Below are 13094 nucleotides of genomic sequence, written 5' to 3' on the forward strand. Positions count from 1 at the left end.
CCTCGTGTCCTCGTTCAGCGGGACAGGCCTGCCAGTCGGCGGCCGATGGCGGAGTCCGCGTCGGCCTCGCGCAGCGTCATCAGCACCGGCAGCCGCAGGCGCGGAATCAGCGCCAGGTCGCGGGCCACGGCGGTGAAGTCCGCGTTCGGGGCTTCGGCCAGCCGGGCCAGGAAGCGCGGCAGTCGCTCGCCGTCTTCCAGGTGTCGCCAGCCGCGTCCGGCGATGGCCGCCAGCAGGTCCGGGCCGCAGGCCTCCGGATCGGCCAGCAGGGCATCGAGCCAGGGGCCGGCGATCTCGACCTCGGCGCCGGACACGGCGCGCACGCAGGCGCAGAAGACTTCGATATCGCCGGCCTCGGCGGCCGCCTCGCCGCGGGCGCGGAGCGCCTCGGCCAGGGCGCGGCCAATAGCCACGTGCTCCAGACAGTAGCACAGCGAGGCCAGCACTTCGCCGGGCAGGGCCGGCAGGTGAGCCGCCACACGCTCGGCCTGGGCGTCGTCCATGCGCACCGCGACGTCGGCCAGGCCCTGGAGGCCCAGCGCCCGCCAGTCCAGGTCCTGCTGGCCCTCCAGATAGGCCTCGGCCGGCTCCATGTGCTGGCTGGCCGGCTGGCCCATGTCGCGGCCGGCACGCGCGTGCAGCACGGCCTGGAAGGGCAGGGAGGGCGTGAAGGCCAGGGGATTGTCCTGCATCAGGTTGTCGATTGCCTCGCCGTCCTCGCGACCGAGGCCCTGGACGTTGCGACCCAGGGTCTCCAGCAGGCGCTGGAGGAAGGCGTCGCGGGGCGCCGGGTCGAGCCGGCCCTGTTCGTCAAGCGGCAGCGCCAGGAACCAGATCAGCGGGTCTTCCATGTCGCCGAGACGAAACACCATCGCCAGCCGGGCCTTGCCTTGCCAGGGCTGCGGCCAGGGCTGCTCGTCCTGTTCCAGGGCCGTCAGGGTGGCGAGCTCACAGGGCTCCACGCGGCGCCCGAGGTGATAGAGGCGTACGTCGGCCCCGGTGCGTGCGAAGAAGTCGTGAAAGCTGTCGATCGGCTGCATGCTGTGTCCCTCGTTTCCGAGCGTGCACTCTACCGTGGTGCCCTGACGCTGTCAGCCCGTGGCGACGGGCGATGATGAGCAGGCTGATCAATTCCTGAACAATCGCTCCCTGGCCCCACCGTATCGGGCTCCGTGGCGGCTTTCCAGTGCTTATCCACAGGAACATTCAGCGTTGCTGTGAATGAATCGACGCCGCATTTCCGCTATGGCAGCCATAATGAGCCACTATTGGCGAGTGCCCGGGACTTTCTCTATCGTTTTTGCGAAAATGGAATATTAAACACTGTCTTTTATTCCAAAACAGGATTTTCAAGGAGGGTCATCATGATTCGTCGTCTCACCCTGATGCTGCTGTCCGTCGGCGCCATCGCCGTCTCCGGTCTGGCTCTCGCCCAGGAGTCGCCGCTTCGGGTCGGCATGTCGGGCGGCTATTTCCCGTTCACCTTTGTCGAGCAGGACACCCTCAAGGGGTTCGAGGTCGACGTCATGAACGCGGTAGGGGAAGAGATGGGCCGCGAGGTGGCCTTCGTGACCGCCAACTTCTCCGGCCTGTTCGGCATGCTGGAGTCGGGGCGCATCGATACCATTGCCAACCAGATCACCATCACCGATGAGCGTGAGGCGAAGTATGCCTTCACCAAGCCCTACGTCTATGACGGGGCCCAGGTGGTGACCAAGCGCGGCAATGACGAGATCTCCGGCGTCGAGGACCTGCGCGGCAAGCGCGTGGCGGTGAACCTCGGTTCCAACTACGAGCAGCTGCTGCGCGAGCTGCCCTACGCCGACGACATCGACATCCGCACCTACGAGAGCAACATCGAGCAGGACACCGCGCTCGGCCGCGTGGACGCCTTCGTCATGGACCGCGTCAGCGCCAGCCAGGTGATCAAGGAGAAGCCGCTGCCGCTGCAGCTGGCCGGCCAGCCGTTTTCCGAGATCCACAATGCCCTGCCGTTCCGCGACACCGAGGAAGGGCGCGCCCTGCGCGACGACGTCGACGCGGCGCTCGATGCCCTGCGCGATGACGGTACCCTGAGCGAGATCTCCGAGCGCTGGTTCGGCACCGACATCACCCGGCCCTGAGGCGGCGTGCCCGACATGAGCGTGCTTGATCTCGACTACATGCTGGGGCTGGTGCCCATCCTGCTGAGCTACCTGCCGCTGACGCTGGCGATGGCCGCGGCGGGCATGGTGCTGGCCCTGGCCCTGGCCTGCGGGCTGGCGGTGATCCGGGTGCTGAAGATCCCGGGGCTGAACGCCGCCACCCTGCTGTTCATCTCTTTCTTCCGTGGCACGCCGCTGCTGGTGCAGCTGTTCCTGTTCTACTACGGCTTGCCTCAGGTGCTGAGCTTCCTGACTCAGATCGGCGGCATCACCGCCACCATCATGGGGCTGACGCTGCACTTCTCCGCCTACATGGCGGAGTCGATCCGCGCCGCCATCGTCGGCGTGGACCGCAGCCAGACCGAGGCGGCGCTGTCGATCGGCATGACCAACGGCCAGCTGATGCGCCGCATCGTGCTGCCCCAGGCGACCCGTGTGGCGGTGCCGACGCTGATGAACTACTTCATCGACATGATCAAGGCCACCTCCCTGGCGTTCACGCTGGGCGTCACCGAGCTGATGGGGGCGACCCAGAAGGAAGCGGCGGGCAGCTTCCTCTACTTCGAGGCCTTCATCACCGTGGCGGTGATCTACTGGGGCATCGTCGAGCTGCTGGCCTGGTGCCAGCGGCGCCTGGAACACCGACTCAACGAGGCCTATCGCCGATGATCAAGGTGCATCAACTCGTCAAGCGCTTCGGCGACAGCACCGTGCTCGACGGCATCGACCTGGAGATCGAGCGGGGCGAGATCATCGTGGTGATCGGCCCCTCGGGCACGGGCAAGTCGACCCTGCTGCGCTGCCTGAACTTCCTCGAGCGGCCCGATGCCGGCCGGCTGACCCTCGGCGATCTGGAGGTCGACGTCATCCGGGCCAGCCGCGCCGATATCCTGGCGGCGCGGCGGCGCACGGCCTTCGTGTTTCAGAACTACGCGCTGTTCGCCAACAAGACGGCGCTGGAGAACATCGCCGAGGGGCTGATCGTGGTCAATCGCTGGCCCAGGGAGAAGGCGCACGCCCGGGCCCGCGAGATCCTCGAGCGCATCGGTCTGGCCGACAAGGCCGATGCCTATCCGGCCTCGCTGTCCGGTGGCCAGCAGCAGCGGGTCGGCATCGGCCGGGCCATGGCCGCCCAGGCCGAGGTGATCCTGTTCGACGAACCGACCTCGTCGCTGGACCCGGAGTGGGTCGAGGAGGTGCTGGGGCTGATGAAGCAGCTGGCCGCCGAGCGCCAGACCATGCTCGTCGTCACCCACGAGATGGCCTTCGCCCGTGACGTCGCCGACCGGGTGGTGTTCATGGAAGGCGGGCGTATCGTCGAGCAGGGGCCGCCCTCGCGCCTGTTTCAGGCCCCCGAGGATCCGCGCACCCGCGATTTCCTGCGCAAGGTGCTGCCCGACGCCCCGGCCTGACCGGGGTGGCCCGTGGGCGGTCGGCGCGGGATAATGGGGGCATTGTCAGACAGGAGGTATTTCCCATGACCGTTCACCAGGAACTCGGGCAGGCGCTGCGCGAGCTCGAGTCCACCATGAAGGCATCCGACCTGTGGCGGATGGAGCGCCCCGCGCCGAAGGCCTTCGACAGCACCCAGCCGTTTTGCGTCGACACCATGTCGTTGCCCCAGTGGCTGCGCTTCGTCTTCATCGCCCGGCTGGAGGCGCTGGTCGAGGCGCGCGCACCGATGCCGGCCAGCTGTGACGTGGCCCCCGCGGTCGACGCCTACCTGATCCAGGAAGGCGCCAAGACCAGCCAGCGGGTGCTGATGGGCAAGGCGGTGGAGCGGATCGATCAGCTGGTCACCGAGAACTGATCGTCCATGCCTTTCTACTTCGCTTATGGCAGCAACATGAATCCGGCCCGGGTCGAGGCCCGGATCGGGGCCACTCGCCGGGTGCTGTCCGGCGTGCTGCGCGAACACGCGCTGCGCTTCGACAAGGCCTCGCGCATCGCCGGCATCAGCCATGCCAACGTGGTCGCCGCGCCGGGAGAGCGTGTCGAGGGGGCGCTGTTCGAGCTGCTCGAGCCCGAGCAGATCGAATGCATGGACCCGTTCGAGGGGTATCCGCACGACTACGACCGGCATCGCCTGCCCATCCACACCGCCCAGGGGGCCATCGAGGCCTGGGTCTATATGGCCGCGCCGGGCACCACCGGCGACGCGCTGCGGCCGGCGCGGGAGTATCTCGAGCACCTGCTGGCCGGGAAACCCTTCCTGAGTGCGGACTATCATGCCCGCCTGTCCGGCGTGGAAGCCGTCCACGGCCTCGATGACGAGACCCTGAAGGCGCTGGGGCTGTCGCGCCATTCGGCGCGCTGATCCGACCGCTTTCCTGACACCGACGAGGCCCGCCATCCGGCGGGCCTCTTGCGTGATGCGCCGTGCCGTCAGAAGCGGAAGCTGACGCCGCCCATTACCACGACCGGGTCGATCTCGACGGTGCCGATGTCGGCGCCGTTCAGCTCGGCGTCGGTGTCGATGTCGAGGTACCAGGCGGCGGCGTTGAGCGCCCAGTGCTCGTCGATCAGCAGGTCGACGCCCAGCTGGGCGGCCGCGCCCCAGGAGTCGTCCAGCTCCAGGTCGCCGGCGTCGATCGTCTCGTCGGAGAAGTGGGTGTAGTTGACGCCCACGCCGGCATAGGGCTGCACCCGCGCCTGGGTGCCGCCGAATGGGTAGTACTGCAGGGTCAGGGTCGGCGGCAGGTGCTGGGTGGACGCCATGCTGTCGCCGTTGAGCCGAATATCGTGTTCGAAGGGCTGGGCCGCCAGCAGCTCCAGGCCCAGCGTGTCGGTGAAACGATAGCCCAGGGTGAAGGCGAAGCCGTTGTCGTCCTGCACGTCGACATCGTAGGCGCCATCGGCAAGCTCGCCGTTATCGCTCTCGGGTGCGACCTTGGCCACGCCGACACGGGTGTAGAGATCGCCGGCGCCGTAGGCGAGGGCCTGGCCGCTGGCGGCGAGGCCGGTGGCCGCGAGCAGGGTGGAAATCAGGGGAAAGAGGCGGGGGCGGCGCATGAGGCTGGCTCCTCGGTGAAGGTAAACGAGGCTCCAGTCTAGGGCGCGCATCTCCCGGTCATGTTGATCCAGCGCAAAATGCTTAATTAGTGAAATTGACTTCAATCAACGAAATGACGCCGGGCGCGGGGCCCGGCGTCAGGCTGATCATGCCAGAGGCAATGATCAGAAGCGGTAGGTGAAGCCGCCGCCGACGGTGACCGGGTCGACATCGACGTCGCCCGCATCTTGACCGTTGATCTCGATGTCCGGGCTCACGTCGGCGTAGTTGGCAAAGGCCCCGACCATGAAGTGATCGGTCAGGGCGAAGTCCACGCCGACCTGAGCGGCGGCCCCGTAGGAGTCGTCCACATCGAGACCGGCGACCGTTTCGTCGTTGAAGTCGGTGTAGTTCAGACCCGCGCCGGCGTAGGGCTGGATGCGGGAGCCGGTGCCGCCCAGCGGGTAATAGTTGAGCATCAGGTTGACCGGGCGACGATCCACGGAGCCGGCGTCGGCGCCGCCGATGGCCACGTCGTGCTCGACGTCCTGGCTGCCGTTGAGCTCGACGCCGAGCTTGTCGCTGAACAGATAGCCCAGGCCGTAGGTGAAGCCGCGCTCGTCGGAGACGTCGATGTCGTCGCCGTTGTAGGAGCCGATGTCGTCGTTGACTTCGGACTTGGCGATGCCGCCGCGCACATAGACGTCGCCGGCCTGGTAGGCGAGGGCGGACTGGGTGGCGACGAGGCCGGCAGCGGCGAAGGCACTAGCGGTGATCAGGCGAGTCATTTTCATGGGGAAGCCTCCCGTGGTTTTCCTGAATGCCGGCGCCGAGTGATTCGGCGTCTTCGGCGTCCTTGCATGTCGTGATCACGAGTATAAAAACACTGTTTCTAAATGTCTTGTAGGATTTCTCTATCAATTGCACGGCGATATATCCCCATTTCTTATGAAAGCGCCTGCTGACAGGGACTTGAAAGGTATAGACGCTGTACAGGATTCACATTTCCTGCACATGGTTCGCCGAATCGCGGGTTTTCGGCTTCACTGATGCAGTAACGCACGGGCGCCAGCAGGAGCCATCGTTCATGAGCGTCAGCACTTTCTTCTCCGAAGTCCGCCGCCGGAGTGACCGGCCCTTGAACGCGCTTCTGGCGGCGGCGGGCCTGGCCATCTGGCTGCTCTATCACCCGGGGCTGGTGCAGGAGCTGGCCTGGCCCTGGCGAGGGGCGATGGCGCTGCTGGGGGCCTGGGCGATGGGCTGTGCCTTCGCCCGTCCGCTGGCCATGACGGTCGGCGAGCGGGGTGCCTGGCGGCTGGTCCACACGCGCTGGAGCCGGGCGGCGCTGCCGCTGTTCGCGCTGCTGCTGGTGGGGCGCGGCCTGCTGGGCTGAGTCGGAGTAGCCGCGGCCAGAGACGAAAAAGGGCTCCCGAAGGAGCCCTTTTTGCCGAGGTGAGTGAGCGTCGCGCGCTATGAGCGAGAGATGGCCCGATATTCCCCGGCGTCGGCGGTCATGCTGCTCACCACCAGGATGGCGACGAAGGCGGCGATGAAGCCCGGGATGATCTCGTAGACGCCCGGGCCGCCCAGGAACGAGCCGTTCCAGCCCAGCGAGATCCAGATCATCACCGTGGCGGCACCCACGACCATGCCGGCAATGGCACCGGCGCCGTTGGTGCGAGACCACATCAGTGACAGGATGATCAGCGGGCCGAAGGCCGCACCGAAGCCGGCCCAGGCGTTACTGACCAGCCCCAGCACCTGGGAGTCCGGATCGGAGGCGATGATGGCGGCCACTACGCCCACCAGCACGACGCTGATGCGGCCGATGGTCACGGTTTCCCGGTCGGTCGCTTCCTTGCGCAGGAACAGGCGGTAGAAGTCTTCGGTCAGCGAGGAAGACGCCACCAGCAGCTGGCTGGAAATGGTGCTCATGATGGCAGCGAGCAGAGCGGCGTAGAGGAAGCCGGTGATCAGCGGATGGAACAGCAGGTCGGCCAGGATGATGAAGATCGTTTCCGGGTCCTCGACGTTCATGCCATTGCGCACGGCATAGGCGCGGCCGAAGATGCCCAGCGAAATCGCGCCGATCAGGGAGATCAGCATCCAGCTCATGCCGATGTTGCGGGCAATCGGCACGTCCTTGAGGCTGCGGATGGCCATGAAACGCACGATGATGTGCGGCTGGCCGAAGTAACCCAGCCCCCAGGTGACCGCCGACAGCCAGCCGATGAGGGTCAGCCCGTCGGTCCACGACAGCAGCGTGGGGTCGACCTCGTTCAGGGTCTGCGAGGCCTGGGAAAAACCGCCGCCGCCTTCGCCGAACAGCACCACCGCGGGCATGATCACCAGCGCCAGCATCATGATGCAGCCCTGGACGAAGTCCGTCATGCTCACGGCCAGGAAGCCGCCGACCACGGTATAGGCGAGCACCACGCCCAGCGTGATGATGATGCCGGTGGCGTAGTCGCTCAGGCCGCCGATGTTGATCACCCCGGCGAAGGCGCTCTCGAACAGCTTGCCGCCGGCCACCAGGCCCGACGCCGTATAGACCGAGAAGAACACCACGATGACGATGGCGGAGACCGTCCGCAGCGACATGGCCCGGGTCGGGAAGCGGTTGGCCAGAAACTCCGGAATGGTGATCGCGTTGCCGTAGTGAACCGTCTGTTCACGCAGGCGAGGGGCGACCAGCAGCCAGTTGAAGAAAGCCCCCACGAGCAGGCCGATGCCGATCCAGGCCGAGCCCAGGCCGGAAACGAACATGGCCCCGGGCAGGCCCAGCAGCAGCCAGCCGCTCATGTCCGAGGCGCCGGCCGAGAGGGCGGCGACCTGAGGGCTGAGCCCACGTCCCCCCAGCATGTAATCCTCGGAGGTGGAGGTTGCCTTGCGCATCGCATACACGCCGATGGCGATCATGAGCGCAAAGTACGCAAACAGACTGATCCAAACTCCAATAGCCATAAAGACGTCTCCCTTTTATTGAGCCGAAGCGTTTTTCGACGAATTGTTGGCATCGATGCCGGCCGCCGTGGTGCCGGCGGGCATCGCGATCGAGGAGAACGCTGAGGTGGAGCCGATGGTGGCGTTGTTGTCGATCATGGGAACTTCCTTCAGTTTTTTGTCGTTACGGACGAGCGGGGATCACTCGTCTCCCAGCGCAAGCAGCGAGGCGTTACCGCCGAGGGCGGCGGTATTGACCGTCACTGTCTTTTCCGTGGCGAACCGCAACAGGTAATGGGGGCCGCCCGCCTTGGGGCCGGTGCCGGAAAGGCCCTGACCGCCAAAGGGTTGGACCCCGACGACGGCTCCGATGATATTGCGATTCACGTATACGTTGCCAACGCGCATTTTCTGCGCGATCTCATTGGCGAAGGATTCGTTGCGGCTGTGCACGCCGAAGGTCAGGCCGTAACCGCGACCGTTGATCGATTCGATGACCCGATCCAGGTCCTTCGACTTGTAGCGCACGATGTGCAGCACCGGGCCGAACTGCTCGCGCTCCAGGGCATCGATGCCATCGATCTGGAAGGCGGTGGGCGCGATGAAGGTGCCCTCGGCGGTGTGCGCCGGATCGAGCTTTGTCTCGGCCAGCAGGCGGCCTTCGCCCTTGAGGCGATCGATGTGCGCCTGCAGGCTCTTGCGTGCGTCCTCGTCGATCACCGGGCCCACGTCGGTGCCCAGGTCACGCGGGTCGCCCACGTGCAGCTCGGCCATGGCGCCCTCGAGGATCTCGATCACGCGGTCGGCGACGTCGTCCTGGAGGTATAGCACGCGCAGTGCGGAGCAGCGCTGGCCGGCGCTCTGGAAGGCCGAGTGGATGACGTCGGCCACCACCTGCTCGGGCAGGGCGGTGGAGTCGACGATCATGGCGTTCATGCCGCCGGTCTCGGCCACCAGGGTCGGCAGTGCGGCGTTCTCGCGGTTGGCCAGGGCGCGGTTGATGATCTGGGCGGTGTCGGTGCCGCCGGTGAAAACCACGCCGGTGATGCGCGGGTCGCTGGTCAGCACGCTGCCCACGGTGGGGCCGTCGCCTGGCAGCAGCTGGACCACGTCGCGGGGCATGCCGGCCTCATGCAGCAGCTCGATGACGCGATGGGCGACGATCGAGGTCTGCTCGGCGGGCTTGGCCAGCACGGTGTTGCCGGCCACGGCGGTGGCCACGACCTGACCGCAGAAGATCGCCACCGGGAAGTTCCACGGGCTGATCGCGGCGAACACGCCCTTGCCGCCCATCATCAGCTCGTTGGACTCGCCGGTCGGCCCCGGCAGGCGGGTCGGCTCGGTGAACAGCTCCTCGGCGCGGATGGCGTAGTAGCGGCAGAAGTCCACCGCCTCGCGGATCTCGTCGACGCCATCGGTGAGCAGCTTGCCGCCCTCGCGGGAGCACAGCGCCATCAGCTCGGCCAGGTGCTCTTCCATCAGGTCGGCGAAGCGGCGCAGGATGGCGGCGCGTTCGGCCACCGGGGTCGTCTCCCAGCGCGGGAAGGCGGCCCAGGCGGCGTCCAGGGCCTGCTCGGCCTGCGCCTTGCTGGTCCACAGCACGCTGCCGACGCGTCGGCTGCGGTCGTAGGGCGCGGTGACCTCGTGGACCATGGCCGGGTCGGTGGCGACATCGAAGGCCAGCAGCGGGCGCGCCTCGTAGTCGGTCTCCATGTGCTTGGCCATGGCGTCCATCAGCGGCCGATACTGGCTGCGGATGTTGAGGTTAACGCCCCGGGAGTTGAGGCGGTTGGGGCCGTAGATGGCACGGGGCAGGGGAATACGGTTGTTGGCCAGGCTGTCGTACTGGCGGAGGGTCTCCGCCGGGTGCACGCACAGCGATTCCACCGGCACCTTTGGATCGACCAGCTGGTGGACGAACGACGAGTTGGCGCCGTTCTCGAGCAGCCGGCGCACCAGATAGGGCAGCAGATCCTTGTGGGCGCCGGTGGGCGCGTAGATGCGGCAGTATGTGCCCTGGGGGGCTCGCTCGAGCGCCGCGTCGTAGAGCGCCTCGCCCATGCCGTGCAGGCGCTGGAACTCGAAGGCTCGGTCGGCGGCGTTGGCCTGCTCGAGGATGCTGGTGATGGTGTGGGCGTTATGGGTGGCGAACTGCGGGAAGATGCGACCGCGGGTGGCATCGGAGAGCAGGAAGCGGGCGCACACCAGGTAGGCCACGTCGGTGGCGGACTTGCGGGTGTAGACCGGGTAGCCGTCCACGCCGAGCTGCTGGGATTCCTTGATCTCGCTGTCCCAGTAGGCGCCCTTGACCAGGCGCAGGGGGATCTCGTCGCCCTGGTGTTCGGACAGGCGGTTGAGATAGTGCAGCACCGGCAGGGCACGCTTGGAATAGGCCTGAACCACCAGCCCGAACTTGCCCCAGCCGCGGCAGGTCTCGCTCTCGTAGACGGCGCGGAACACCTCCAGCGACAGCTCCAGGCGATCGACCTCCTCGGCATCGATGGTCACCGCCACGTCGCGCTCTCGGGCCATCTGGGCCAGTTCGCGGACGGTGGTCACCAGCTCGCGCAGCACCTGCTCGCGGCGGCCGAACTCATAGCGCGGATGCAGCGCCGAGAGCTTGATCGAGATCGACGGGGTGGGCGTCCTGTCGGACAGGGTCCGGCTGGTCTTGCCGACCCGCTCGATGGCACGGGCGTAGTCATCGAAGTAGCGCTGGGCGTCCCGGCGGGTGCGGGCGGCCTCGCCGAGCATGTCGTAGGAGTAGGTGTAGCCCTTGTCGAACAGCGGCTTGGAGCGCTTCAGCGCCTCGTCGATGTCGCGGCCGAGCACGAACTGCTTACCCATCACCTTCATGGCCTCGACCATGGCGCGGCGGATCACCGGCTCGCCCATGCGGTTGACCATCTTGTTGATGAAACCGGACGGCCGGCCTTCCTGGGGCTTGTCCAGGGTCACCACGCGGCCGGTCATCAGCAGGCCCCAGGTGGAGGCGTTGACCATCCAGGACTCGCTCTTGCCCAGGTGCGCCTTCCAGTCGGCGGGGCCGAGCTTGTCCTCGATCAGGGCGTCGGCGGTGGCCTTGTCGGGAATGCGCAGCATGGCCTCGGCCAGGCACATCAGCATCAGGCCTTCATGAGTATCCAGGCTGTACTGCTGGAGCAGCTCGTCGATGGTGTCGACGGCGGTGTCCATCTCGCGGATCTCGCGCACCAGCTCGGCGGTCTTCTCGGCGGTGCGGGCGAAGTCCTGGCGGCCTGCGCCGAGCGCCTGGATCAGCTCCTCGACGTAGTCGTTTTCGTCGATCACGTAGTGTTCGCTGATGCGCGCGAAGAGGGTGTCGAGATCCTGACGCCAGGTGGCGTCCTCCAGCATGTTGTTGGCGTTGAGCATGTCGTTCCCCGATGGAAGCCGGTCGTCACAGGGTCGCGATTTCGTTTCTGCGCCAGGGGCTTCGACGAAATCACGGTATCTTGCAAGCGTAGGGCCACTGCGTGAGCTCTGCTTGTCGATTCCGTTGGGGGATTTGACGAATTCGCGGATGTTGCCGTTGGATGACAGTCTTTTTTCGACCTTCGTCTAAGGTGTCGGCATGCCGCTGGCGAGATGCCGCCTCGTTGCGCGGCGCAGCTGGCTGGGAGGGTGGCCGTAGTCTCGGCGGAAGGCGCGGGACAGGGCGCTCTGGTTGGTGAAGCCGGTCAGCGCGGCGATCTCCGAGAGCGGCAGATGGCTCTCGTGGATCATCCGCCGAGCCGTCTCCAGGCGCCGACGCATCACGTAGCGCCAGGGCGAGAGGCCGGTCTGGGTGCGGAAGCGGGTGGTGAAATGCGCCTCGCTGAGGCAGGCCTGTGCCGCCAGGTCGGCGACCCGCAGACCGCCGGCGAGATGCTGATCGATATAGCGGTCGAGCGCCGCCAGATCGAGGGGGCGCCCCGTCGGCGAGGCCTCGCCGGACAGCCGGGCATGCAGCGAGCCGAGCAGGGTGGCGGCCAGGCGCTCCTGCTGCAGGCCGCTGAGTGATCCCTGGCTGGCCAGCAGCCGCAACTCCTGCAGCAGGAAATCCAGATAGCGAGCCAGCGAGGCGTCCAGGTCGAAGAAGCGCGGCGCATCGAACAGGCGCACCAGTTCGTGGTGGTGGCCGGTCAGCGACAGGGCGTTCTGGGGCAGGTCGAGGATCAGCTGATGATTGTCACCGGTGCCGGCATAGTAGTGCAGGTGGTTGGCCGGCACGATGCAGCCCGAGAACGCCGAGATGGAGCCGCCGAGACCCTCGATCTCGAAGTCTGCCCGGCCGTCGAGTCCGATCACGATCTGATGATAATCGTGAGCATGGTGATGGATGGCGGTATCGAGAGGGATCTGGCGGATGGCGCTGGTCATCGTCCGGCCTCCGGCGCGGCGTTCACGACAAGGCGACCAGTGTATCGAATTCTGCGTCGTGGCTCATTCCCGGCCTTCGCTACGCCGGTGGCGCAGGGCCGTGCGTGCGGCAAGGTGGTCGCGCAGCACGGTCAGCTCGGCGTGGCCCTCGTCGTCGAGGAGCGGCTTGCCTCGCGCCACCCGCCCGTGGCGGCCGTGATCGTCCATCAGTCGCTGGGCACGGCGGCGCACACCTTCCAGGTACTCGTCATGGCGAATCGGATAGCCAACGACGGCGTTCCACTCGTGTTCGTTGACCCGGCTGTCCAGCGCCTGATCGAACAGCGCGATCAGATGTTCGGGCTCGGTGCGGTAGCGGGGCGTGCGGGTGGTCATCAGGATGGCGACCATGCCGCCGATGATCAGCAGGCAGACGGCGAGTACAGTCAGGAATAGGGCCATGGGCATGCCGGCGGTTCGGCTCGCGACGGCGAGACGGAATGAAGGCGGGCAGGGCGTGCCTTTCCCGGGCGCATCGTCCTGCAGCGAGAACGAGCCTGGATTGTAAGGCCTCGGGCGATGGTGGGCCAGAGCGGGCGGCGGCGTGGCAGGGGCATGGCGAAAGGGGACGAGTTGACACCGTGGGCGGCAGGTGG

Annotated in this window: 14 protein-coding genes; 6 read left to right on the forward strand and 8 right to left on the reverse strand. The window is 66.7% G+C overall.

The window, feature by feature from the left end; translation table 11 throughout:
* Positions 1-14: 14 nt before the first annotated feature.
* Positions 15-1040 (reverse strand): DUF3549 family protein, encoded by a 1026-nt coding sequence (locus tag MYL53_RS00330; protein WP_247851378.1) that lies wholly within the window; start codon positions 1038-1040, stop codon positions 15-17.
* 324 nt (positions 1041-1364) lie between these two features.
* Here MYL53_RS00330 and MYL53_RS00335 point away from each other — a divergent pair, with 324 nt between their 5' ends.
* From MYL53_RS00335 to MYL53_RS00355, 5 genes are all read left to right on the forward strand, one after another.
* Positions 1365-2123 carry an amino acid ABC transporter substrate-binding protein gene (locus tag MYL53_RS00335; protein ID WP_247851379.1) on the forward strand — a complete coding sequence of 253 codons (759 nt, stop codon included), beginning with the start codon at positions 1365-1367 and terminating at the stop codon, positions 2121-2123.
* 15 nt (positions 2124-2138) lie between these two features.
* The gene (locus MYL53_RS00340; protein WP_247851380.1) at positions 2139-2813 is read left to right on the forward strand and encodes an amino acid ABC transporter permease; all 675 of its coding nucleotides are present in this window, start codon (positions 2139-2141) and stop codon (positions 2811-2813) included.
* Positions 2810-3556 (forward strand): amino acid ABC transporter ATP-binding protein, encoded by a 747-nt coding sequence (locus tag MYL53_RS00345; protein WP_247851381.1) that lies wholly within the window; start codon positions 2810-2812, stop codon positions 3554-3556. Before MYL53_RS00340 ends, MYL53_RS00345 begins: the two co-directional genes overlap by 4 nt.
* Before the next feature lie 65 nt (positions 3557-3621).
* Positions 3622-3954 carry a YqcC family protein gene (locus MYL53_RS00350; protein WP_247851382.1) on the forward strand — a complete coding sequence of 111 codons (333 nt, stop codon included), beginning with the start codon at positions 3622-3624 and terminating at the stop codon, positions 3952-3954.
* A 6-nt stretch (positions 3955-3960) separates the two neighbouring features.
* Positions 3961-4461, forward strand: a complete 501-nt coding sequence (locus MYL53_RS00355; protein WP_247851383.1) for a gamma-glutamylcyclotransferase family protein — start codon at positions 3961-3963, stop codon at positions 4459-4461.
* A gap of 68 nt (positions 4462-4529) precedes the next feature.
* Here MYL53_RS00355 and MYL53_RS00360 read toward each other — a convergent pair whose 3' ends face one another.
* Together MYL53_RS00360 and MYL53_RS00365 are read right to left on the reverse strand one after the other, a co-directional pair.
* Positions 4530-5156 carry an OmpW/AlkL family protein gene (locus MYL53_RS00360; protein ID WP_247851384.1) on the reverse strand — a complete coding sequence of 209 codons (627 nt, stop codon included), beginning with the start codon at positions 5154-5156 and terminating at the stop codon, positions 4530-4532.
* Between the two features lie 165 nt (positions 5157-5321).
* Positions 5322-5930: an OmpW/AlkL family protein gene (locus MYL53_RS00365; protein ID WP_247851385.1), complete on the reverse strand. Its 609-nt coding sequence runs from the start codon at positions 5928-5930 to the stop codon at positions 5322-5324.
* Between the two features lie 293 nt (positions 5931-6223).
* Between MYL53_RS00365 and MYL53_RS00370 the strand changes: the two genes are divergently transcribed.
* A complete protein-coding gene (locus MYL53_RS00370; RefSeq protein ID WP_247851386.1) occupies positions 6224-6529 on the forward strand; it encodes a hypothetical protein in 306 nt (101 codons plus the stop codon).
* Positions 6530-6606: 77 nt separating this feature from the next.
* Here the strand turns inward: MYL53_RS00370 and putP are convergent, their stop codons facing one another.
* From putP to MYL53_RS00390, 5 genes are all read right to left on the reverse strand, one after another.
* Complete coding sequence (putP, locus tag MYL53_RS00375; RefSeq protein WP_247851387.1) at positions 6607-8100, reverse strand: sodium/proline symporter PutP; 1494 nt, start codon at positions 8098-8100, stop codon at positions 6607-6609.
* Between the two features lie 15 nt (positions 8101-8115).
* Complete coding sequence (locus MYL53_RS17230) at positions 8116-8238, reverse strand: hypothetical protein (RefSeq protein WP_282103350.1); 123 nt, start codon at positions 8236-8238, stop codon at positions 8116-8118.
* A gap of 42 nt (positions 8239-8280) precedes the next feature.
* Complete coding sequence (putA, locus tag MYL53_RS00380) at positions 8281-11472, reverse strand: bifunctional proline dehydrogenase/L-glutamate gamma-semialdehyde dehydrogenase PutA (RefSeq protein WP_247851388.1); 3192 nt, start codon at positions 11470-11472, stop codon at positions 8281-8283.
* Positions 11473-11658: 186 nt separating this feature from the next.
* Positions 11659-12459 carry an AraC family transcriptional regulator gene (locus tag MYL53_RS00385; RefSeq protein ID WP_247851389.1) on the reverse strand — a complete coding sequence of 267 codons (801 nt, stop codon included), beginning with the start codon at positions 12457-12459 and terminating at the stop codon, positions 11659-11661.
* A gap of 63 nt (positions 12460-12522) precedes the next feature.
* Positions 12523-12900, reverse strand: a complete 378-nt coding sequence (locus tag MYL53_RS00390) for a hypothetical protein (protein WP_247852344.1) — start codon at positions 12898-12900, stop codon at positions 12523-12525.
* Positions 12901-13094: the final 194 nt, after the last annotated feature.

The organism is Halomonas getboli, assembly GCF_023094245.1.
GTDB lineage: Bacteria > Pseudomonadota > Gammaproteobacteria > Pseudomonadales > Halomonadaceae > Halomonas > Halomonas getboli.